Raw genomic sequence first — 22,073 nt, forward strand, 5'->3', positions numbered from 1 at the left:
ATTGTTCCATACTTTGGGTTCCGGGACAAGCCAGAGCTCCTGATTTGGTGCGGGTAGACCCCGCCTCAATCTTGGTGTGTGCTCACCAGGGGAAAAGCGCATCAAAAGTTGCACTCCGTAATGCCTGCAGGGGCGATCCACAGACAAATCGAATGCGTCCATGTCCGACCAGCGTTTCATTTCCGCCGATGCTGCGCCGCGCCTGACCAGCCATCTGCGAGCTCTGTCCTTGATTGCGCCCCTGCAGCGGGCCGAAGACAACAAAGGAATGCTGCACGTCTCCGCCAAGACGGCGGAGCGCGTGGACATGCGCTATCTGGCTCTTGCCGCCATCGAATTGCTGATCGACCGAATGGGCGCCGGCGGAACGGCGGGCCGCGCAGAGCTGATTGAATATCTTGCGGATTTGGCACGGCTTCAGTCGCGAAATCTCTCTGACCCGGATGCGACCGCGCTGGCAGAGCATGTGTTCGACGGCTTGACCAACGCTCGCGACCGCCGCGCGCGCTTCAAGGTCCGTCTGTTCGATCCAGATCAGCCTGAGGGGGTCTTTTTCGAATTCGCATTGCTGCGAGCGGAGCCGCTCCCGGACGGGACGGTGGGTTACCGGCTGACCCAGGAAGCGATTGAAATCCATCTCAGCTTGCTGGCGCACGATCCACTCACAGCGACGCAGGTCAGCGAGATCATCGTTGGAGAGTTTCTCAAGCGGGGACTCTACGATCATGCGGCGTCTGCGGCAGAACGGACGAGAACCAACAGTATTCGTCTTGCCGAAGCGATCCGGCTGCTTATGGCGGAAGCGCGCCGCGCCATCCTCAAGGTCATGTGGCATGAGGAGCTTGGCCCGAAGATGGAGGAGGCGCGCAGTCTGCTGGATGCGTCCATCATGCGCGAGGGCGCCATGCTGGCCCAATTGAGCGATACGGCGGCTGATGTAACGGATGAGACGGACCGCCGCCATCTCTCGCGCATCCGCACGCTGCTGCTCGATGTGCAAACGCGTCACCGCAAGCTCATCGTCGTGGTGCAGAAGACGGCAGATGAATATTTGCACCTCCAGGCTGACACCCTCAAGCTGCGGCCCTTGGCGCGATTGCCCGATCTCGAAAATGAGATTCTCGATCCTTTGTTGCGGGCTCCGGCGAACTTCTTGATTGAGAATGCATCCGGAGTTTTTGGCGCGATTTCCGGAACGCTGCCGCCGCTTGTCCTCGACATCGCAGCCGCGGTTGCCGCATTCGAGCCGGATGTTGAAGAGGCGGGCGTCTTCGATCCGATCATTGAATTCGATGATCCTACCGTGGGGCTGGAATTGCCTTTCGACGAGGCAACCATCACGCGGGCTGAACAATTTGCACGCGCGACCATCCTCGCGACGGGAGCCATCACCCTCGGTGAGCTTTTATCGCGGGCGGCCTCGGATCGACCTGATGACGCAGCCTTTCAACGCTGTCTTTTTCTTATCCTGGAACAGGCGATCGATCCGCGCACGACAGACGTTGCCGGCGGCGCGTCGATTTTGAGCACGCGTTTCGATGCGGGGTTCGTTGAGGGCACCGATGTGAGATTCTCGCGCGCCACGGGCGGAGGAGTTCATGCTTCCCAATGACGTGAAAGACGCCTCGAGACTTGTCGAATGGGGCTTGCATCCGCGTGCGCTGCCCGAAGCACATCCAGAATACCGCGATCTGGTCCGTCGTTGGATGGATGACGGAGGCTTCAAGGCCATTGTCGCTTCCGTCGCCGAAGGTCTGAAGCTGCGGGTGGTTGGTGTGAACGCGCGCACGGGCATTGTGCTGGGTACGGAAATGGAGTCCGTCTTCGCCTATACGATCTCGCGCTTCCGCCGGAACTTTTCAAATGACGACGCTGCGGTTGTGGCGCTCGTGTTGGTGGCTGCGTGCGCGACCTTTTATCCGGTACAAGATGCGCTCGACAGCGATGAGATCATGTCGCCTAGCGCGACATTGTCCGAGATCAGAGATCGTCTGACCAAGCTATGTCAGGCGTTGGAATCGCAGGATCGTACGGGCGATGCGGCAGCTGCACGCTGGCGAAAGGGCTGGCAATATATCCGGGCATTACCCGAGATCGTCGAGGATGCGCGACGGACGGCACGTAGCCACCTGCATGGCCTTGTCGGGCTGGTCCTCAATCATCTTTTTGAAACGGGTTTCGTGGCGGTCGATGAGCGTCAAGACGGAAACCATCTTTACGTTGCCACGCCGCGTTTTCGGATGATGCTCGCAGAGCATGCCTCCGTGCCGCTTCTCGATCTGGCCCGCGGCGCCAGTGAGGCGAGGGAGAATGCTCATGCTTAAGATCAGTCGCGCATATCTGGACGCCTGCGGTTATGTCGATGGCGTGTTTGAGGAGCTTCTGATCAAGCCGACAGACGCGACCGGTTCGGCACTGCATCACGTTATTCACGCGCCCAACGGCGTTGGAAAAACCACGATCCTCGCGCTCCTGTTCAGCATCTTCGAGCCGGATCGTCGCAAGTTTCTGCGCACGGAAATCAACCGCCAGCACAGGATCGAGCATTATTTCATGCCGGGACGCCTTGGCGTGGTCGCGCTTGAGCTGATCAAACCCGGCGTGAACAATAAACCGGTGCGTCATGTCATCGGCCAGGTATTTTGGCTCACGCCTGCTTCCAAGGGAGATGATGGAGAACCGGGACACCGGCGGTTCTTTGCATTCCAGGCCGACGCTGACGCCTCATTGGATACGTTGCCCTTTCGCGGGCTGTCGGGTGACACGCCATTGCGCTCGCTCGATGACTTCACGCGTTGGGCGCGCGATATGCGCAGCAAGCCGACATTCTTTTCCACCGACTCGCTCACTGCATGGCGCAAGCATTTGACCTCCGAACTCGGGGTGGAGCTGAAAGTCATCGAAGTGCAACGCCGGTTCTGCGGCACAGAGGGCGGCATCGGTGCGGCATTTCTCGATTTCAAGTCCGAGCAACAATTTCTCGAAAAGATATTCGCTTTTATGATTCCGCCGGATGCCGCCGACAGTGTCGTGCAGGCGTTGGAGACGGGACTTACGAAAATCCGCGGCCTGCCGCAGCGAAAGGACCAGCTTAAGGTTCTTACGCAGCTTGCAGATGGCTTCACGCCGTTCATTTCCGCCGCCGGAGCTCTGGAAGCCGCCGAAGCCGAGCGTGCCGACGACTTCAAGCGGCTCGGCCGTCTGTTTTCCCGCTTCAAGATCGATCAGACCAAGCTGGAAGTGGAATGGGAGATCGTCGGCGGAGAATTGGCTATCAAGGGGCAGGGTGTCGAAGACGCTCGCGCCCGCGAGCGCAAGCTCCAAGGAGAGGTTCTCTTTCTGGAGAAGGCTGCTGCCGACCGGCGATTTAGCGATGCCAAGGCGGCAGTAGAACGGGCAAAAGACAGCTCAGCAGCCGCAAGTCGCAGACTCCAAGCGGCGCGCGCCACTGATATCGGTCGCAAACTATCGTCGGCGCAAGGACAGCGAGAAGCCTTCGAGGCGGAGTTGGATCGCATCGATCGGGATCTTGCTCCTGACCGTGCACTCCTTGCGCGCGCCGGAGCGAATCTTCATGCCTTATTGGATCAGCTGGCTGCCGAGGCCGAGCGTGATGCCCATATCTACGAACAGCGGGCCCAAGAGGCAAATCAGCTGGCTGAAGCGCACGCCGAGGAGGATCGTGCGGCGAGCATTCGCGCACAGGAGTTGAAGGCCGAAGTCGAACGTCTCGCCGCACGGGTGGCGGAGCATGACCGCGAGCGCAAGGAGCTCGAGCGTCAGGGTGCCCTTCGCGCGGCAGAAAGTCCTGCTGCGGCGTTGGCGCGCATCGATAGCGAATTGAAGGTTCAAGGCGATGCCGTCGCCGATACCGAATTGCAAGACGAGCAGCGAGAAAAGGAAACGCGCGATCTTGAAGGTCTCCGCACTGCGGCACTTGCGGATTCGCGCCGCTGCGCAGAGGAGGCTGCGCGTCTCGCAAAGCTCGGCGAGGCTGGCCGGACTTTGGAGCAGGCCATTCTTGCCAGCGAGGTACTTGCCGCAATACTGGCTGGCGAATCCAAAGACCCATATCGACCGGATTTGCCGGAGCGCGCGCGCGCCGCGCGGACGTTATCCGAAGAAGTGCACCGCAAGCTTGCGACCGAGCGCGAGGCGATCGCAGGCGAGCTTAGTTTTCTCGACGCTGAAGGCGTATCGTCCGTGCCGGCCGATGTCGCTGTGGTCGCCCAAGCCCTTAAGGAGGCCGGTATTGTCGATGCGCAGCCGGCAGAACACTATCTGGCGCAGTTCAAGCCGGATGCCGACGAAGCATTGGCGCTGTTGCGCGATGATCCGGCACGCTTTGGCGGCGTGTTCGTTGCGCGCCTTGACCGCAAGCGCCTGTCGACGCTCGCAAGTGATGGCCGTCTGAAACTCAAGGGCCCGGTGGTCGTCTCTGAAGCGACGCTGCAGACCACGGCCACGTCTGCCACGGATACGGGAATCGTCTTTGGCCCCTTCAGCGCGGCGCGCGTTAACAAACAGGCGGCTGCGGAAGAAAAGTCCCGGCTTGCGGATGCTTTGTCAGCCAAGGAAGCGGAGCTTGCGTCCTGTGTGGCACAGATCGAGGCGATTGGCACGCTCGTCGATCAACTCCGCGAGCTTCACAAGAACTATCGCGATGACCGCCCTGACGACATATTGCGCCGTTGCGAGCAGTTTAAGTCCGATAAGGAGCGCGCGGATCAGCAGGTCAAGGATGCCATTGCCCGGCAAAAGGCGATTGCGCAAGAGCGCGCGCAATTCCGCGACCGTCTGCATGAGCTTACCGATGGAATCAGCCGGCTGAAAATGGCGACACAGGCTGTCGATCAGTTCTTACGTCGGTATGTTGATATCTCCGAAATGTCCGCGCGCATTCCGGTGGCAACTGCTGAACAGCAGCAACAGCAGGATGCCGCGCTGAAATCTCGCGGCGCTGCCGTGAAAGCGCGCGCGGCGGCGACCGATTCCGGGGGCCGTGCGGTGGCGCTTCGCGCCGATGCAAACGCACGCCGATCCGACAAGGCGCACTATCCGGAGACGGACGGTGCGGCCGCCGATCGAACGGGCACGTTTGACGATCTGCGCAGCCAATACAAAACGGCTGAACATGCCCTCGCCAGCAAGCGGGACGCGCAACAGGCGACAGTTTCGCTCCAGCTCTCGGCAGTGAAAGAGAGCATTTTTAAATTTGAACAGGAATACGCGCAGGCCAGCGACGGATTGGGGCCGGCCGATTTTGGGCCGTTTAGCGCTGTCGCCGATCTTGCGCGTGCAATCAAGGAAGCGGATCAGAATGACTTGGAATGCCGCGCGGCCGTCGTCCAGGCAGACGCGACGCTAACGTCGGCTCAATCGGCGCTTGGTCCCGTCAGTGGGAAGATCGAGCGGGCTGAAAAGAAAAGCGGTCTAAAACCCATTCCGGTTCCGGAATTCGCGCAAGCGCCAGCCGAACTGTGCGCCAATGAAGCTGCGCTGCGTGAGCAACAGGGAGAGGCGCTTGAAATTGAAATTCGCAACATGGAACGCGAGCATTCGGGTTTGCGCACGCGCCATGCTGACATCAAAGGCAAGCTGACCGGCGTCCAAGCGCTTGCCAAGCGGGCTGAAGGGCACCTCCCCGAAGCGAGCCGGGACGAATTGCCAGACCTAAGCCTGAATCATGATGAGCTCGAGCCTGCGCTCGATCAGGTTATCAGCCGGATCGGAGAAACGCGTGCCACAATCAGCCGGCTAGACGACGAGGCCGAAGCATGTTTCGAGCAAATTCGCCAACTGATTGAAAGCGAAAGCTTCCGCCGTCTTGAACCTCAAGTCGCCGATCACCTGCGCCGTTACTCGCACCGCTCGGCGGGAGCGGAGCGCGAGACGCTTCAAGCACGTATCACCGAGCGCATCGGAATTGTCCGCAGCGAGATCGAAAATCAGATGCGGGACCAAAATGCGTGTCTGGAACAGCTTCGGCTCCATGTCATACACGCCGATGATCTCCTGCTGCGCGCTGCTCGCTGTTCGAAGATTCCGGACCACATTGCCTTCTACGGCGGCGAGCGCATTTTGAAGATCAAGCGGCGCCTGCGTGACGTGCCAGTCGAAATGGTACGCAACCAACTCTCGATCTGGTTGGACGAGCAGGTACAGACCGGACGTGTTCCCTCAGATGGTGCCGTCCTGGCTGCCGAATTGCTGAACCGTGTACACGCCGGTCGTGCGCTTGAGATCGAAATTCTCAAGCCCAAGCGAGATGCAATCCAGCCGTATATGCGCGTGGACCGTATGGGTCTGTCAGGCGGTGAGGGCGTAACCGTTGCGATGATGCTCTATACGGTGATCCAGAAGCTGGCGATGGACGAGCGTACAGACGGAAAGAACGCAGCGTCGGGCGGCTTCTTGATGCTCGACAATACGTACGGCATGTCCAACATGATGGAGCACATTGTGTTGCAGAAAACGATGGCGGACCTACTGGACATTCAGCTGTTCGTGACGACGTGTAGCGAGGACAAGCACGTTCTCAACATGTTCCCCGCAATTACGCGTTTGGTGCAGGGCGAGCGCGTGCTGTTGGATGGCCAGCCGAAATACATCCGGGTGCGCTCCGGCGACTATCTCCTGAAGGGGGACGAGCGTGCCGCCTGAGGCCGCGCGTCGCTTTGTACGCGCTCTCAAGAAAACGGGGCGAAGGCGTATCCCGTTAGACATGCTCCGCCGGGAATTCGCCTCGGCATGCCCCGAGCTTGCCGAGCAGCCGGATCGGCGCACCCGCTTGGCTGAGGTGCTCCTCAATGCCGCGGATACGGGAGAGATACTTCTTCCCAAGCAAAGACGAAGCTGGGACCGCGCCGGCGGCGCGGCCCTGCCGGGATTTGTTATGCTCGCCGGGCAACGACAACCACGCCCACCCGTCGTTATCGCCGGCTATGCTTGGCATCCATTGCTTAGTTTTGCAGCAGGGGAGCGCAACCGGTTGCGGTTGGAATCGGCGAAGCGCATCAACGAGTGGCTCAAAAGTGATCCCGATTTGAGCCTCATCGTGCCGATCAAAGAACGCTCACTAGAAATTTTCGGCGACGAGAAGCGGCTCGATCACCTACGCGGCGGCACAACCAATCTCTTCGGGCAAGTCAGTCTCACTTCACTTGGTTGTCGTCTATGCCCCATTCCTTTGCCGTTCGAAGCGGGACCCGCAACTGCGCGCGGCCAGCCGATCCTCATTGTTGAGAACAACGACACATGGGCCTCGTTCTCCGCCTGGAACCGCGGTGCGGGACGCTACGCCGCCGTCGCCTATGCCGGCGGCGGTCACGGCAAGAGTCTGGCCTACGATGAGATGTTTATCGATGAGTTGATTAATCGTTTCCGGGCCGAAGGGCTTTTCTACTTTGGCGATCTCGACCCCGCGGGGCTGCGCATTGCGAGCCGAGCAGCGGAGCGCCGTGCTCAGCGCGGTGGGTTGCCGCTTGAGCCTGCTGCGTCTCTCTATGCGTGGCTTCTAAACCGAGGTGCGCGAACGGCCCTTCGCCCGAATGAAAGGGCTACGCTAGCCGATCTCGCCTGGCTTCCGGAAGATCTGCGGGGCGCGGTCGAATCTCTATTCGCCGACGGACATCGAATCCCGCAAGAATCTCTAGGTACGCGTGTGCTCACCGCTGGCGAGAGTCCATTTCATCCACGTTGAACGCGTCTGCTTGCTTGACCTGCACATGACTTGAGACGGATACCGCCACAATCAGCCGCCTGATCAGACCGATAACAATCAGATCAACGGCAGGAAAGCGTACCGGTTTAGGCTACGCAGCCGTCTCCGCTCATTTTATCGCTCCATCATGCATAAGAGCGTAGAGGCGTGTGGGAGCCTGGATCAGCAATACAGAGGGAGGTGGTCGTTCCGCCGCGAGCTGCCGAGCCGTGGCGCGGTCGAGCGCGGAAGGGCCTTGATCCGCCAGATGCGAGTGCCATGTACCGACGTCGAAAAGCGTCCCGCCGCTGGCTCGATGCCGCACTTTGATGGCAGCTTTCAAGCCGGCGGTCCCCAGCACGAAGCGGGTCGCTGAGCGCTCGCTGTCCGGCGGGGCCTCGATCAAGTCGACCACGATGATCGTTCTCAGGCGTGCGCTGCATGTGCCGATCAGGACTCCCCCGGTCTCCACGGTAGGATAGCGCGCCACCTCTTCTGCGATCTTGGTCATGACACGTGAGGAGGCCCGAACGGTCCATCCCTGCGGACCCTCAATGGTCACGACCTCGAAGGGAGCGACGCGTTCGTGCGTCCAGGTAGTGTTGGACGATCCTTCAGCTCTTGTTCCGACAACGATGCATCCCGGATCCTCATCGGCCTGCATCAGGCCGACAAGCTCTTCAGTGAGTGCCGCCGTCATCGCGGACAGACGCATGTCGGTCATCGGCATGGTGAGCGATCCGCATCCTTGACCGATTTGAATTTCCGTCAGGCCGAATTCAGGGTCAAACAACAGCTTGCGGACCCGGTCGTCCGTCACCGTGGCGTTGAGCTCGTCGGTCAGGTCGCAAAGCGTTGGATTGCGGGCAGCACCCTCAAACAGCAGGAAACCGCCATCGCCGCGCCCGAAGAGTGCCGCTTCAGCAAACCGGGCTTTGGCCTGCTTCGATCCGATCGTTGAGAGAGCTTCACGGACGGCGAGTGATGCCGTGGTATTGACAGCATAGCGCGCGTCCTTCGGCAGAAACATTTTGCGCTGCTCGTTCTTGGGAAGGTCGGCGACCATATCGCCGTCGTGCACCGCGGGCGATTGTCCGAGCAGCCCGAGCTCACTGGCGAGCTCTTTTGCCTTTGAACCGGCGAACGATGCACGGGCCAGCGCGTGTCGCGCCATGTTGTGCGGTCGAAGCATTCCATTGTCGCTGACCGCGCTAATAGTTACGCCCGACCGCGCGAGATGCATCGCCATCTTTGAACCGACGCTGCCGCAGCCCAGCATCGATACGGGAGCAAGTTCGGGAGCGCCGGAGACGTCGCGCAACAGCGTGGGATTCGTCGCATCGATCTGCATGGCCGGCACAACGGGCTCCGCATCACCTGCCGCGAAGAGTGCGGCGCGTCCCTTCATGGCCTTGATGTCCACCAGATAAGGCAGCAACTCGATATTGGATACCGATCCCACCAGATGCTCGGGCCTCCGCGCGCAGAGGATGATTCCGATTGGAACAGGCGCCTCGAGCACATAGCCCTGCCAACAGCGGTTGAGATTTTCGAGAAAGACGTCCAACCCTCGACCGCATCCAAGTTCGTTGGCGCGCTCTTTCAGACGGGCCAGGGTGTCGACGGTCTCAGGCATGTAGGCCGCAGCGACGAACTCGTCTCCACTCGGCTTCTTATCGGGCCAGACGAGGCAACTCACCGTGTCGCCGAACCAGTATCCATCCCGCGTATTTCGCCCGAATAGCTTCTTGTCATCCCGCTTGAGTGCAGCTTGAGTCTGGCTGACGTCCAGCCACGTGGTGCCTTGCTTGTCGACGAGCGAACCGTCCCCGCCGCTACGGAAGAAGGTGGACTTGAAAACCCGATATCCACCGTTGCGATCAACGACCGCGCGGCAAGCTTCGGCATTGAGCGCGATCACGTCGTTAAGGTCACGACGTAAGGTCGGCTCCCATCCTCGTCCGTGATGGATCAGCGTGCCTTCGGCTGCGCGCTGAAGCCAGAGAATAAGCTGATGCACGAGGTTGAAGATGCCGAGCTCAACCAGGCCAAACTGGAAGAAATACTCTCGCTGGTTGCCATCGATCAGGCAGGGGCGCGGCGGCTCGGTCACCGGACCTGGCTGAACGTGGGGAAGATCCCTCGGGAAGTCCATCCGCAAGGAGAACGAGGGCGATGACCATGGGTAGCTGGGCCAGAGCCTCACGTTGACCGTCTCGACAACGCGAACGCCGTTCGGGCTCGCGCCGTCGACCTTGAACTGGAGCGGCATCTCGACGTTCAAATCGAGCTCAATACGCGAGCCGCCAGCATCGACAGATACTAGGCGGCCGCCCCGGCACTCCGGATGACGAAGCGCTGCCGCAAGAAAACGTTCGGCGTGGCCGCGAAAGTCATTTCCCGCCATGCCCGGTTCCATGCGGGCGGGCCTGCGAGGCGGTCGCGCTGATGCCGAGAGCCGGTGCGGCGAGAGCCGATGCCTTGCCGATTTTCCGCACGATGCCGTTCGACTTCACCTCGAACTCCAAGGCGACCTTCTTGTCGTTCCAGTATTCGTCGGTGCAGAAGAACCGGTCGGCATCATCGTCGAGAATGTCGACGTACTCGCGCTTCGCCCGCTCGTGCGGCGGATTGTCGTCGTCCGCCTTGATGGGCTTGCAGCTCGCCACGATGATCGCGCCTTTGCGCGTCTGCGAGAGCGCGCTTCGCGCGTCAGGATCGACCTTGACCGCTTCGCCCATCTCGCTCCAGCGATCAAAGCTCAGACTGCGCCAGGAACAATGATGCGGTGTCTCCATGATGTCGTAGGTGAACCAGTCCGCGCGCTCTGCCTTGTGCAAATTCCACAGCCGATTCCAGATCGCGACTTCGGCGTCGCCGCCGGTCAGGAAGCGGCAACGATCGCTGATGCCGCCACCGCGCAGCGAGAAGCGGATGATGACCGACGACTGATTGTGCCGCAGCGTCTCCTCGTCGTCGTCGTCAATGGGAGGAAGGGGGGCCAGCAACCGCCCCTGGAACGAGCCGTCCTCCACCCGGTTGCAGGCGTCGATCGTCTCATCGCGCTTGATGACGATGTCGAGAATATCGTCGGTCTTCCCGTCGATGTCCTCGCCCATGATCAGAATGCGATCGCCTTCCCCCGTCGAAAACCCGTTCTCGCGGAAGAGCGCGACGCGTCGCCGTGCTTCCTTTTGCCAGGCTTTGGCATCCTCGCAGAGCGACTCGCCGTTGGCGCCGGCGCGGCGGAACACGACAGGTGACGACCACATCTCGCGGATCAGGATCTTGTCGTCGTCTTCGTCCCAGGAGTCTGGTGGCCCAAGATGAAAATGATTGCGCAGGCCCGCGACGTGGTCGCTATGGGGATGGCTGACCAGGAAGGCGTCGACGTAGAGGCGGCCCTGGTTGTCCCGCTCAAGCCTACTTCGCAGATCTTCGGCGACGTCCGGCGTGTCGTCATCGTCGTCGTCCGCCTTGCCGCGGATATTGATGTCGATGAGGATGCGCTGACCGTTGTCGAGGCACATCAGAACCATGTCTCCGTTGGAAACAGGGAAAAAGGTGAGAGAGGCGGTCATGGTCGTTCCCGTACTGGATTTGTTCTATAAACGTGGTGCGTCCCAAAAATGATGGGTCGCCGGCGCTTTGGAACCTGAGATAGGAACTCATCGGAGTTCCGCAATATTTGGTTCAATGTGATTCTTTTTCCACAAGATATTGACTCTGGGAGTGTTTGGAGTCCGCACAATTCCGCGATTCGGTAGGCTTGGTCGCTGCTCGCCTATTCGAGGTGAGTGCTCTTAAGAGCACTGAATGACCTTTTTGGTGCTCTTAAGGGCATAAGATACTTGCCGTTAAGGAGTTGCCTCCTATATGCTCTTAAGAGCACGAAAACCGGGATTTGGAGCCCTTAAGAGCCCATGACTGCCAAGAACAATCTCGTCCAGGCGCCCCCCTTCGAGGTCGATCGAACCTTGAAGAAGCTAGGGGCCGATCTGCGGACCGCCCGCCTGCGCCGCAACCTGACCGTCGACGCCACCGCCGCCAAGATCGGGACCGGCCGTCGTGCCATCCTGGACGCCGAGAAAGGCAAGGTCTCGACGCAGATCGGTGTGTATGCGGGCTTGCTGTGGGCCTACGGCCTGATCGATCGCCTTGGTGATGCAGCCGATCCGCGCTTCGATGAGGAGGGTCAGCGTCTCGCCTTGATTCAGGATCGTGTCCACGCCCGTAGCCCGAAGGGATTGGACAATGACTTCTAAGGTCACGCCGACGGAATGCTTCGTCTACATCACCTTGCCCGGTCAGACCGCGCCGGTCACCGCGGCGCGGTTTGAACTCACCAAGGACAGGCGCGACATTGCGATCGGCAGACTGGTCTACGGCCGTAGCTATCTCGCCCGCGCCGACGCGGTGCCGATCGATCCGATCGAACTCAGGCTTGCCGGCCAGACCTACGAAACTGTCGGCATGAAAGGCCTGTTCGGCGCGCTGCGCGACGCGGGACCGGACTATTGGGGGCGCCGCGTGATCGAGCGACATGTCGGTGCAGCCCAGCTCAACGAGATGGACTACCTGCTGCACTCACCCGACGACCGCGCAGGCGCGCTCGGCTTCGGACTGAATCAGCAGCCTCCAGCGCCCAAGCGCGATTTCAACAAGACGCTGAGCCTCGCTCGGCTGCAGAAGATCGCCGATGCCATCATCGATGAAGAAGATCGCCCAGACGATGCCGAAGCCGCTCAGGTCGAGGAGTTGCTGCTGGTCGGCACGTCGATGGGCGGCGCGCGGCCGAAGGCCGTCGTCGAGGACACCGACGGCCTATGGATCGCCAAGTTCAACAGGAAGGACGACAAATGGAACAGCGCGCGCGCTGAGCATGCGATGCTCGTGCTCGCACGGGCGTGCGGTGTCACAACGGCGGAGAGCAAGGTGATCGTCGTCGGCGGCCGTGACGTCCTCATGGTCAAGCGATTTGATCGCGAGCGGGCAGAAGGCGGCTATCTCCGCGCCCGCATGCTCAGCGGCCTGACACTCCTGCGCGCCGAAGAGGGGCACGACACACGCGACCGGTGGTCCTACGTTCTGCTGGTTGAAGAGCTGCGGCGAATTTCGGCCAACCCGCGTGCCGATGCTGCCGAATTGTTCCGCAGGATGTGCTTCAACGCATTGATCTCCAACACCGATGATCACCCGCGCAATCATGCGGTTATGGCGATGACGCCGGATTGGAAGCTCTCGCCTGCCTACGATCTCACGCCCACGCCGTTGATCAGCGAGGAGCGACGCGACCTCGCCATGGTCTGCGGCGACGCTGGCCGCTATGCCAACGCCGAAAATATCGTCTCGCAAAGCATGCGCTTCCTGCTTGAAAAAGACGAAGCCGAAAAAATCGTGTTGGAGATGGAAGAGCAGGTTCGAAACAAGTGGTACGAGGTCGCGCGGCGAGAGGGACTCTCGGAAGCGGACTGCAACACGATCAGCCGATCGTTTGTTTATCCTGGCTTTCGCCTCCCGATGTCGCCAGCCGCACCACCGGCCTGACCCTTCAATTCCGACTGCCTGACGGAGAACCAAGATGGCGCGCCATCCGCAACGCGATCTTTATGAATCGACGCTCGTCGAGATCGGCCGGATCACCACCACCTGGGCGAAGTTCGAGCACTGGGTCGATGTTGCAATCTGGTACTTGGCCGACGTCGAGGACCGGCGCGGCGCCTGTATCACGACGCAGCTCGGATCGATTCATGCGAAATTCCGCGCGCTCGAAGCGCTGATGGTCGAGGCCGGCCGGCCGGAGCCGATCCTCAAGATCATCCGCGGGATCGCCGGCGAAGCGGCCGAGGTGGTGAAGACGCGAAACAAGTTCGCCCATGGCCCGCTCGACATGGATGTGAACAAGGAGACCCGAGAGTTCGAAGTCTACCTCAAGCACATCAGCGTCAGGGGCAAAGGGGTGCTGACGTTGGAAAGTGAGGTGCTGACCAAGTCAGAGCTTGAGAGCGCGCAAGCGAAAGTGGCCGGCGTCTATCAGAAGCTGATCAAGCATTGGCACGAGATCATCGATATTCCGAGCGCCGAGGAACTTGCGCAGTAAGCGCCCGACACAGCGTCGAGCGTGCGACCGCGCTTTGCAAGAGAGCGCAAGGCAGCGACATACACATAGACCGCCGCTGATCTCTTGATGTGTTCAGGGTGACGGCTGTTGCGGTGCCTTCGAGCGAGATGCTGCCGCCTTCTTTGCTGGCTTTGTTGCGGCTTTTTTCGGCGTGATGAGCGTTTCGCAAGACAAGATCAGCTCTCGCGCATAAGTCCGCGCTGCGGCAATCACGCTCTTCCGGTTCACGGCCAGAAGAAAATACAGGGCATGGGCGGCAGCCACGATCAGGACGACAAGAACGCGTTTCGCGTCAGCGCTCCCGATGTCGAGCGTCCCGTGATAGACGAGCACAGCCGCACAAATAGCAACGACGATTCCGTTCAATGCGAGCGCCGTCCACTTCGCGCCCAGCAAATTCCGGCGGAAGCCATACGCGCAGTTCTCGTTGAACAAGATCGGGAATTTCTTGGCATCCCGGGTGTGCGTGCGAAGCCACGTCCCGGCAAGTTCATAAAATGCATTCGCTGCGGCGGGGTTCTGTTGCTCGTCGTTCGCGCTCGGCTCCGGCTTCTCGATCTTGGCCGCAAGAAAGGCGCGGTATCGATCCTTTGAGGCCTGGTCGATCGTGTTGTCAGAGCGATGCATCATCGTGACCGACGGCTTGCCGCCGATCTCGCTGTACAGGCCCGGCTCGAGCGCCTGTCCCTGTTTCCGTGCCCAGTCGGACAACGCATACAGCAGCGCCAGCATCGCCACCGTGGTCACCGCCACGTAGAGGTCCAGCTCCTTCCACGGCACGAGCAAGAACAGGGCGGCCAGAGCCGGTGCGACCGCGAGGATGGCGGGGATGAACCGAGCCCTCACGGTGTAGGCATCGAAGAAACGAAGCATCGAAGACCCCATTTGCTCGATCATGCCGCAACACCCGGCGCCGCCTTGTCTTCGACCTCGGCCTGGAACGGAACGGGCGTGCTCGACGGCCAACCACGGCTGCTGCCGGAATGGTGCATGATCGTGCTGCCCCGCGTCACATACACGGGATAGCCGCGGCGCAAGAAGGCGTTGCTGATCTGGCCGCGCGGATATTCGGGCTGGCCATCGCCGACCGAGCAGATCGCGCTTCCGCAGGTGACGCCACTGGCGACCTTTCCTCCCAGCCAGCGGTCGAGCACATTCGGCGTGACGTTTCGCCGGCTGCCATGATGAGGCACCTGAACCATGTTGGGGATCTTCAGCTTGCCCAGCAGCGCTGCGTAGTCGGCGGCTTCGTTGAGGCCTTCCGGTCCGACGTCGGCTGTCAGCAAGATGCGCTGCCCGTCGAGTTCGCCCAGTTGCACGACGCTGGTCTCGTTCGACGCCGATGTCGGGTCGGGGGAGTTTGAAAGCGTTTCGATGTCCCATGTCTCCAGCAACTTGTTCCGTGCCTTGCGCAGCGCTTCGAGGAGGAAGTTGCCGGCCGAATCCGCGGTGGTCATGCGCTGCGGCGTCTTCTCAAGATCCGGGACCAACCGCACATAGCGGGCGCGCGACGGCGCAAGCACCGTGAAGTTGCCAATCGTGGCGCCCTGGAACACTTCGTGCACGATGGTGCCTTGTTTGGCCGCAAGATCTTCGAGCTCCACAAGATAGGGATGCAGCTCGCGCATCTTGTTGATCAGACCCTGAAGCGTATAGCGCCCGTGGAAGTGCTGAAGCGTCTCCGCGGCGTACAGCCACGGCCGGTTCATCCAGAGATTCTGAACCTTCATCTTCTTCATCACCTCGACCAGACCGGTCGCGTGATCATCGTCGGCGTGCGAAAGCACCATGTGGTTGATGAAGTAGGAGCTGCCGTAATGTGTCTGAATGTGCGCGACGATCTTGTCGCCAACGTCCTTGTAGGCGCCGTCCACCACATGAACGAGGACGCCGCCCGGCACGCTGTACTGGACGCAAATGGCGTCGCCGTTGCTGTTGCCGACCGGCAGGAAATCAATTTCGAACATGAACTCCCCCGCTTGGGCGCAATTGCCCTAGTTTGTTCATGTAGTGTTCTGACTCCGGCGCCGCAAGGCAATGGTTCACAAGTTCTTAAGGCTGCACGAACGTTCAGAATTATCAATTAGATTCAATGGTTTGCCTGGAAGGCGGTATTAAATCGACCGAACTTCGTCGCCGGATCGGGGACTCGAACCCTGTACAGGCCGAGCCGGAACCTCGGTCTGGAGCTGCCGGGTCTGTTTCGTCGCCTGCAGACAGCGAATCCACGCCGCCAAGAGCTTATCCTCCCCAACCGCGGAGACGACCTCCCGGTTTTGCGGATGGCGCGCCGAGTCGAAGTGGCGCAGCAGGGCCTGCTCCATGCGAAAGGCATCGAACGCCGTCTCCCATATCTCGTGATAGACCGTGCGGTATCGCAACCCGCCGGCCGCAGGCATGGCCGCCTGATTGAATTGCCGCTCGCGCTGCTTCCAGTCAAAGGCCCAGCCGATCTTGAATGCGGACGTCGTCGCACCTTCTAGCCTCATGGCATAAGTAAAGGCCGGTGCGCGCCGGAGGTGCATGATGCCGGTGCGTGTCGTTGATGGGGGAGGCGCGGCTCTCCGCCGGGCGGCGTCAAGCCCTTCCACGCGGACTCTCGCGCGCAGCGGGCTGAGCAGCGGCACAGACTCGCGCGGTAAATTAAGGATCGCGTCCGCTTCGTTCGGCAGCAGCGGGACAATGCCTTGCGCGGAATCCATATGAAATTGCCGTGCCGAGATGTCGCCTAGCGCGGTTCGGGGTTCGGTGAAACGCCAGGCGGCGCGGAGTTCAAGGCCGAAGGGCCAACGATAGTTGCCGTGTTCGTCGCGATCGACCTCGCGCACCGCGTCGAGGTCGAAATAATCGAGCGAACTGACGACCACCGTCGACGGCTCCAACAGGCCGAGGATCATGCCGCGTTCCTGTTCGGGCGTATTGGCGCCGAATGTGCCGACAATGGCCACAAGATCGCCAGGTTGGAGCAAGCCACGAGCGCGGTCCCGAAATCCGCTCAGACTGAATTGCAACGGACCGCAGGGCACGCTGAAACCCCAGGTCTTGGTCATGTACATTGTCATGAGGAGCGCCCGCTCAGGCGTTCGTGTTCTCCGATAAGAAAGGTGATGTAGCTGCGGATCAGGTTGCAGTAGAGGCGGGCTTCGTTGATGTGAAACGCGAGCCCATCGCGCAGATCGACGCCGTGGCGAACGCCGCCACCGGTCGGCGAGGACAGATAGCCATGCAGCGTCATCATCCATTGCAGGATCTGATCCTGATGGCCGCCACGACCACGTGATTTCAGTTCGCCTATGATCTTGTTGAAATACCGGCCCTGGATGGAGCCGTCGAAAATCTCGTCGCTTCGGAAAGCGGTCGAGACCGTCTCGAGAAGCCATAGAACTTCTTGCACCGCCTGCCGGCCGTTGCCTTCGGCGAGAGCTCTCTCCGTCGCTTGAAGGGCCGTGTCGATCAGGGCGCGAGCTTGAGCATCGAGGGAAGGGGCCTGCTCAGGAACCGTGATCGGAATGTGAGTCCGCGTTGCGATGAGATTCGGAAGATCGATCTGATAGCCGGCCCCATGCTCGGTCAGGATGCGGTTGATGCGCGTTGCGTCGGGCAGCGCCATTTCGGGATTGCGCTGCTGCAACTGCTCACATCCGGAGTAAAAGGCGTCGATAAACAAGGGTGCGTTAGCAGCGGCCTCGTCCATCGCCCGATCGAGATCGCTGGCGGCCCAACTCGCGTCGCTGCTCGAATGATAGGGGATGCCGGCTGCGGCGGCGAAAGCCGATTTGAAGTGTTCGAGGATAGCCTTTCGCGACCCTTGACCGCTGATGCGGTTGATCAGATTGAGAAAATCGCTGACGACGCCGGGCTCGATCGGACCGGGACTGTCAAACCGCCATTGGTTGTTGAATCTCAGCATCGGTGGTCAGCCTTGGTTGTTCAGCGGCTCGGGATCGTCAGATTCCACGAGGCCCTCCGCGATCATGAGCTTCACGGCGTGATTGAGCGCTGCGCGCTCGCGGTCGGTGAAGGCATGATTGGGATGGCGCTCGTCGTAGTCGAGGCTCAATTCCTCGATCAAATGGATCATCAGGGTGATGTGCAGCGCAAAGGATCGACGGGCCAGGCCTGTATCGGTCTCGGGAAAGTAACGGGTCATGGCCGTGGGCCCAGGAAGATCTTCCATAGGACCATCCCAGGCAGTCACGCTTTCAACGACGTCGTGCTTCGACACATGCGCCGCAGCGGTGAGATCGCCATAGAGCCGGCGCAGGGATTTCTCGAGCGCCGTCACATTGGGGGAGCCATTCGGTTTGCGCCGACCTTCGCGGACCGCCTTTAGCTGCGCCAGGATTTCCATCTCCTGTCGCAGCAGCGCGTGCGCTTGCAGATAGCGCGCTTCTTCAATGGCGCTCTCGCAGGCGTTCAGCCCAATGACAAATCCAGCGAAGAGTGCGTTGCGCTCTTCCGACGTGGCAGTGATCGGTGTCACCACGCCATTGGTGCGCAGCAATCCGGCGCCCAGCACGCCGGCGACGAGAAGGTGGGCGTCGATGAGGCGTCCATAAGCCTGCTTGGCCTTCACTCTGGCCTGATCGCCAAACATCTTCTGAACACCGTAAAGCATCGCCGCCGGATGAATCAGCGCCTGCTTATGCTCTTCAATTGACTCATTATCGTCGCCAGACGCCGCCGCCATGTTTCCCGCCCGTGGTCACTGTCCTGGTCGAACCGACAATAGATGCTTTTGGGGGCATTCGGCGGAAAGTGGCAGTCAAAGGCGCTATCCGAGATGGATCGGGCGTCTCCCTGCGGGACCGCGCCGTCGGCTGTCGCTGAAGCCCCGGCTATGCCGGGTCTTCACCCTCCGGGCTTCCGTCCCTGACGCGGCGCTTGCGGATTCGTTCGGTGAAACCGACGCCCGCGTGCGCTGCTGGTGCGCAGGAGGAGAGTGAGAGTGCCGGCCGGGTGGGCCGTGACGGGTTGGAAGCCGCGGGAGAGGCTCGCGGCGCCCGTCGCGGAGACCCGCGATGTCGAGAAATGCTTATCGTGCGCGCGCCGGCGAGGACCGGGCGAGCCTCTATGACGAAATCACCGACAAGATCATCGCCGAATTGGAGGCCGGTCGCGTACCCTGGGTCCAGCCTTGGGGTACGGCTGCCGCAAAGGCGCCCCTCGCAATGCCGCAAAACGCTTCCACTCGGCGGCAATACAGCGGCGTGAACGTCCTGATCCTCTGGGGGTCTGTGATCGAGCACGGCTTCACCGGCCAGAGCTGGCTCACGTTCCGCCAGGCACTCTCGCTCGGCGGCCATGTCCGCAAGGGTGAGCGCGGCACGACTGTCGTCTATGCCGACCGCTTCATTCCCAATGATGAGAAGAAGCGCGCGGCAGAATCCGGGGAAGAACCGCAGGCGATTCCGTTCCTAAAGCGCTTTACGGTGTTTAACACCGACCAGTGTGATGCGCTGCCGGACGAGATCGTAACCATCGCGCCGCCGCCACCTCCCGGTGTGATCGAGCCGGAGGTAGAAGCGCTCATCAAGTCGACCGGCATCGACTTTCGTATCGGAGGCAACCGCGCCTTCTACATTCCATCGGAGGACTACGTGCAGGTGCCGCCGCCTGCCGCGTATTTCGAACCCATCAACTGGCACCGCACAGCCCTGCATGAATTGGGCCACGCCAGCGGCCATCGCTCACGCCTCAACCGCGACCTGTCCGGCGCGCACGGCTCGAAGAAATACGCCTTCGAAGAACTGATCGCTGAGCTGTGCGCGGCGTTCTCCTGCGCGTCGCTCGGCATCGTGCCGACCGTGCGCCATGCCGACTATATCGGCTCGTGGCTCGACGTGTTGCGCGAGGACAATCGCGCGATCGTCCGCGCCGCGTCGCAGGCAAGCAAAGCGGCTGATTGGCTGCTCGGCTTCCGCTCAGAGCCGCTTGCCAGCGCCTTCGCTGAGATCGCCGTCGGAGATCAGGAGGCCGCGTGACAGGCGTGGGTTGGGTCGCCAGAGAGGGAGAGGGGAGCGGGTTTTCCCGCGACGGGTTGGAGGTCGAGAGAGAGGCTTTCGGCCGCCCGTCGTGGAGAACTCACATGGCAAAGGCCGTGCAGAAGATCACTCTGTCGCGCTCGCGTGACATCCCATTCAACAAGCTGGTACTCAGCCAGTCGAACGTACGCCGCGTCAAGGCCGGCGTGTCGGTCGAGCAACTGGCCGAGAGTATCGCGCAGCGCACTTTGCTGCAGAGCCTCAACGTCCGCGCCGTCCTTGATGGTGAGGGCAACGAGACCGGCATGTTCGAGGTGCCGGCCGGCGGTCGCCGCTACCGCGCCCTCGAACTGCTGGTGAAGCAGAAGCGTTTGGCGAAGACGCAGCTCGTTCCCTGCGTCGTCCGCGAAGGGGGTATCGCCGAGGACGACTCGATCGCCGAGAACGATGAGCGCGTCGGCCTGCATCCGCTCGACCAGTTTCGCGCCTTCCAGACCCTGCGCACTCTCGGCATGAGCGAGGAAGACATCGCCGCGCGGCATTTCGTGACCGCGGCGATCGTCAAGCAGCGCCTGCGCCTGGCATCCGTGTCGCCGAAACTGCACGAGGTCTATGCAGAGGACGGCATGACGCTCGAACAACTCATGGCCTTTTCCGTGACCGGCGATCACGCGCGACAGGAGCTGGTCTGGGAAAACGTCAGCAAATCTGGCTATGACGAGCCGTACCAGATCCGGCGCATGCTCACCGAGGATACGGTGCGTGCGTCGGACAAGCGGGCGCAGTTCGTCGGCGTCGCGGCATATGAAGCCGCCGGCGGAGGTGTTTTGCGCGACCTGTTCGAGCGCGACGATGGCGGCTGGTGGCAGGACGTGCCGCTGCTCGAGCGTCTCGTCACCGAAAAGCTGAAGGCGGATGCGGAGACCATTGCCGCCGAGGGTTGGAAATGGATCGAGGTCGCAATCAGCTTTCCCTATGGCCATGACAACGGTTTCCGTCAGCTCGAGGGAACGCCTGCAGACATCACGGCCGAGGAGCAGGCGATGGTGGAAGCGCTGCAAGCCGAGCACGCGAAGCTCGAGGCCGAGTATCAGGACGCCGACGAGATTCCCGACGAGGTCGACGCCCGCCTCGGCGAGATCGAGAAGGCGCTGTCCGCCTTCGACAATCGGCCGCATATCTTCGATGCGGCCGACATCACCCGCGCCGGGGTTTTCGTTAGCATCGACAGCGATGGCAGCCTGCTGATCGATCGCGGTTTCGTGCGTCCGGACGACGAAGCGCCGGTTGAGGGCGCAGACGCAAATGCCGACCCTTCTGACACGGACGCTGTCGATCCCGACGCGTCATCCGTACGGCGGACCGTCATCACGGTTAGCGGCCAGCCTGAGGCCGAGGACGAAGAAGACGACGGCATCAAGCCGTTGCCTGAGCGCCTCGTGATGGAGTTGACGGCCCATCGCTCGCTCGCGCTGCGTGACGCCGTAGCGACCAATCCCCAGGTCGCGATGACGGCGCTGCTACACAAGCTCTGCCTCGATACCTTCCAGCGTGAGATGCCGAACGGCTGTCTGCAGGTAACAGTTCGGCAGGTCCACTTCTCTGCGCAGGCATCCGACCTGAAGGACTCCCCGCCGGCGAAAGCCATCGACGAAAGGAATAAGGCCTGGGCGGCGGAGATGCCGAACGACGAAGTTGCACTGTGGGATTGGCTCGCCGCGCTCGACGACGCCAGCCGTTCGGCGCTGCTGGCGCATTGCGTGTCGTTCGGCGTGAATGCCTTGTTCGAGAAGATTGATCGATACGGCGGCACCGGCGTGTCGGCGCACGGCCTGCGCCATCGGATCGATCAGGCCGATCGCCTGGCACGTGCCGTCAATCTCGACATGGCGGAAGCAGGCTGGCGCCCGACAGTCGACAACTATCTTGGTCGCGTCACCAAGAGCCGCATCCTCGAAGCCGTGCGCGAGGCAAAGGGTGAGGCGTCGGTGCAACTCATCGGCCATCTCAAGAAGAACGAGATGGCGAAGGAGGCAGAGCGGCTGCTCGATGGCATGGGCTGGCTTCCCGAGCCGTTGCGCCTTGCCGAGGTGGCTGCGGCATCAGGCGAACCCAACACCACAGGCGAACCGCTTCCCGAATTCCTCGCCGATGACGAGGACGAGGTGGGTGAAACCGGCGAGGACGAACAGCCCCACGCCGTTGCGGCTGAATGACTCCACGAGCGGGGCGGCTCCGGCCGTCCCGCTTCCTTTCAACAGCGACA

General features: G+C 61.3%; 16 protein-coding genes. 9 read left to right on the forward strand and 7 right to left on the reverse strand.

Annotation, left to right across the window (positions count from 1 at the left end; translation table 11 throughout):
- The first annotated feature begins 160 nt into the window (after nt 1-160).
- The 4 genes from ACQR07_RS15660 (at nt 161) to ACQR07_RS15675 (ending at nt 7,702) form a co-directional block, all read left to right on the forward strand.
- The gene (locus ACQR07_RS15660) at nt 161-1,612 is read left to right on the forward strand and encodes a hypothetical protein (RefSeq protein WP_086089405.1); all 1,452 of its coding nucleotides are present in this window, start codon (nt 161-163) and stop codon (nt 1,610-1,612) included.
- Nucleotides 1,599-2,324: a hypothetical protein gene (locus tag ACQR07_RS15665; protein WP_086089406.1), complete on the forward strand. Its 726-nt coding sequence runs from the start codon at nt 1,599-1,601 to the stop codon at nt 2,322-2,324. The genes ACQR07_RS15660 and ACQR07_RS15665 overlap by 14 nt, the downstream gene beginning before the upstream one ends.
- Complete coding sequence (locus ACQR07_RS15670; RefSeq protein ID WP_434903171.1) at nt 2,317-6,663, forward strand: hypothetical protein; 4,347 nt, start codon at nt 2,317-2,319, stop codon at nt 6,661-6,663. Before ACQR07_RS15665 ends, ACQR07_RS15670 begins: the two co-directional genes overlap by 8 nt.
- A 136-nt stretch (nt 6,664-6,799) precedes the next feature.
- Nucleotides 6,800-7,702, forward strand: coding sequence for a Wadjet anti-phage system protein JetD domain-containing protein (locus ACQR07_RS15675; RefSeq protein WP_245303881.1), 903 nt, complete (start codon nt 6,800-6,802; stop codon nt 7,700-7,702).
- A gap of 130 nt (nt 7,703-7,832) precedes the next feature.
- Here the strand turns inward: ACQR07_RS15675 and ACQR07_RS15680 are convergent, their stop codons facing one another.
- Nucleotides 7,833-10,109, reverse strand: coding sequence for a Mov34/MPN/PAD-1 family protein (locus tag ACQR07_RS15680; protein ID WP_394017644.1), 2,277 nt, complete (start codon nt 10,107-10,109; stop codon nt 7,833-7,835).
- Nucleotides 10,096-11,283, reverse strand: a complete 1,188-nt coding sequence (locus ACQR07_RS15685) for a hypothetical protein (protein WP_245303458.1) — start codon at nt 11,281-11,283, stop codon at nt 10,096-10,098. Before ACQR07_RS15685 ends, ACQR07_RS15680 begins: the two co-directional genes overlap by 14 nt.
- A 342-nt stretch (nt 11,284-11,625) precedes the next feature.
- Between ACQR07_RS15685 and ACQR07_RS15690 the strand changes: the two genes are divergently transcribed.
- Genes ACQR07_RS15690 through ACQR07_RS15700 form a run of 3 tightly spaced genes read left to right on the forward strand, consistent with a single transcriptional unit; the run spans nt 11,626 to nt 13,802 of the window.
- Complete coding sequence (locus tag ACQR07_RS15690; protein ID WP_086089410.1) at nt 11,626-11,967, forward strand: helix-turn-helix domain-containing protein; 342 nt, start codon at nt 11,626-11,628, stop codon at nt 11,965-11,967.
- Nucleotides 11,957-13,249: a type II toxin-antitoxin system HipA family toxin gene (locus ACQR07_RS15695; protein WP_086089411.1), complete on the forward strand. Its 1,293-nt coding sequence runs from the start codon at nt 11,957-11,959 to the stop codon at nt 13,247-13,249. Before ACQR07_RS15690 ends, ACQR07_RS15695 begins: the two co-directional genes overlap by 11 nt.
- A gap of 34 nt (nt 13,250-13,283) precedes the next feature.
- Nucleotides 13,284-13,802 (forward strand): hypothetical protein, encoded by a 519-nt coding sequence (locus ACQR07_RS15700; RefSeq protein ID WP_086089412.1) that lies wholly within the window; start codon nt 13,284-13,286, stop codon nt 13,800-13,802.
- Nucleotides 13,803-13,895: 93 nt separating this feature from the next.
- On the opposite strand, the gene ACQR07_RS15705 is transcribed toward ACQR07_RS15700, so the two are convergent.
- The 5 genes from ACQR07_RS15705 to ACQR07_RS15725 all read right to left on the reverse strand — a co-directional run bounded on the left by ACQR07_RS15705 (nt 13,896) and on the right by ACQR07_RS15725 (nt 18,513).
- On the reverse strand, nt 13,896-14,720 hold the full coding sequence (locus ACQR07_RS15705; RefSeq protein WP_086089413.1) for a hypothetical protein: 825 nt from the start codon (nt 14,718-14,720) through the stop codon (nt 13,896-13,898).
- Nucleotides 14,717-15,790: a hypothetical protein gene (locus tag ACQR07_RS15710; RefSeq protein WP_394017645.1), complete on the reverse strand. Its 1,074-nt coding sequence runs from the start codon at nt 15,788-15,790 to the stop codon at nt 14,717-14,719. Before ACQR07_RS15710 ends, ACQR07_RS15705 begins: the two co-directional genes overlap by 4 nt.
- Nucleotides 15,791-15,937: 147 nt before the next feature.
- Nucleotides 15,938-16,873: a hypothetical protein gene (locus ACQR07_RS15715; RefSeq protein WP_434903172.1), complete on the reverse strand. Its 936-nt coding sequence runs from the start codon at nt 16,871-16,873 to the stop codon at nt 15,938-15,940.
- Between the two features lie 8 nt (nt 16,874-16,881).
- A complete protein-coding gene (locus ACQR07_RS15720) occupies nt 16,882-17,733 on the reverse strand; it encodes a hypothetical protein (RefSeq protein ID WP_434903173.1) in 852 nt (283 codons plus the stop codon).
- 6 nt (nt 17,734-17,739) lie between these two features.
- A complete protein-coding gene (locus ACQR07_RS15725) occupies nt 17,740-18,513 on the reverse strand; it encodes a hypothetical protein (RefSeq protein ID WP_086089417.1) in 774 nt (257 codons plus the stop codon).
- A gap of 331 nt (nt 18,514-18,844) precedes the next feature.
- On the opposite strand from ACQR07_RS15725, the gene ACQR07_RS15730 reads away from it, so the two are divergent.
- Nucleotides 18,845-19,807 carry an ArdC family protein gene (locus ACQR07_RS15730; RefSeq protein WP_394017647.1) on the forward strand — a complete coding sequence of 321 codons (963 nt, stop codon included), beginning with the start codon at nt 18,845-18,847 and terminating at the stop codon, nt 19,805-19,807.
- 104 nt (nt 19,808-19,911) lie between these two features.
- Nucleotides 19,912-22,023, forward strand: coding sequence for a ParB/RepB/Spo0J family partition protein (locus ACQR07_RS15735; RefSeq protein ID WP_434903384.1), 2,112 nt, complete (start codon nt 19,912-19,914; stop codon nt 22,021-22,023).
- The last annotated feature ends 50 nt before the right edge of the window (nt 22,024-22,073 follow it).

It is taken from the genome of Bradyrhizobium sp. HKCCYLS20291 (assembly GCF_051167715.1).
Taxonomy (GTDB): Bacteria; Pseudomonadota; Alphaproteobacteria; order Rhizobiales; family Xanthobacteraceae; genus Bradyrhizobium.

Coding starts and splice junctions, on each gene's coding strand:
- ACQR07_RS15660 (WP_086089405.1), top strand. CDS start 161: ATGTCCGACCAGCGTTTCATTTCCGCCGATGCTGCGCCGCGCCTGACC.
- ACQR07_RS15665 (WP_086089406.1), top strand. CDS start 1,599: ATGCTTCCCAATGACGTGAAAGACGCCTCGAGACTTGTCGAATGGGGC.
- ACQR07_RS15670 (WP_434903171.1), top strand. CDS start 2,317: ATGCTTAAGATCAGTCGCGCATATCTGGACGCCTGCGGTTATGTCGAT.
- ACQR07_RS15680 (WP_394017644.1), bottom strand. CDS start 10,109: ATGGCGGGAAATGACTTTCGCGGCCACGCCGAACGTTTTCTTGCGGCA.
- ACQR07_RS15685 (WP_245303458.1), bottom strand. CDS start 11,283: ATGACCGCCTCTCTCACCTTTTTCCCTGTTTCCAACGGAGACATGGTT.
- ACQR07_RS15690 (WP_086089410.1), top strand. CDS start 11,626: ATGACTGCCAAGAACAATCTCGTCCAGGCGCCCCCCTTCGAGGTCGAT.
- ACQR07_RS15695 (WP_086089411.1), top strand. CDS start 11,957: ATGACTTCTAAGGTCACGCCGACGGAATGCTTCGTCTACATCACCTTG.
- ACQR07_RS15700 (WP_086089412.1), top strand. CDS start 13,284: ATGGCGCGCCATCCGCAACGCGATCTTTATGAATCGACGCTCGTCGAG.
- ACQR07_RS15705 (WP_086089413.1), bottom strand. CDS start 14,720: ATGATCGAGCAAATGGGGTCTTCGATGCTTCGTTTCTTCGATGCCTAC.
- ACQR07_RS15710 (WP_394017645.1), bottom strand. CDS start 15,790: ATGTTCGAAATTGATTTCCTGCCGGTCGGCAACAGCAACGGCGACGCC.
- ACQR07_RS15715 (WP_434903172.1), bottom strand. CDS start 16,873: ATGACCAAGACCTGGGGTTTCAGCGTGCCCTGCGGTCCGTTGCAATTC.
- ACQR07_RS15720 (WP_434903173.1), bottom strand. CDS start 17,733: ATGCTGAGATTCAACAACCAATGGCGGTTTGACAGTCCCGGTCCGATC.
- ACQR07_RS15725 (WP_086089417.1), bottom strand. CDS start 18,513: ATGGCGGCGGCGTCTGGCGACGATAATGAGTCAATTGAAGAGCATAAG.
- ACQR07_RS15730 (WP_394017647.1), top strand. CDS start 18,845: ATGTCGAGAAATGCTTATCGTGCGCGCGCCGGCGAGGACCGGGCGAGC.
- ACQR07_RS15735 (WP_434903384.1), top strand. CDS start 19,912: ATGGCAAAGGCCGTGCAGAAGATCACTCTGTCGCGCTCGCGTGACATC.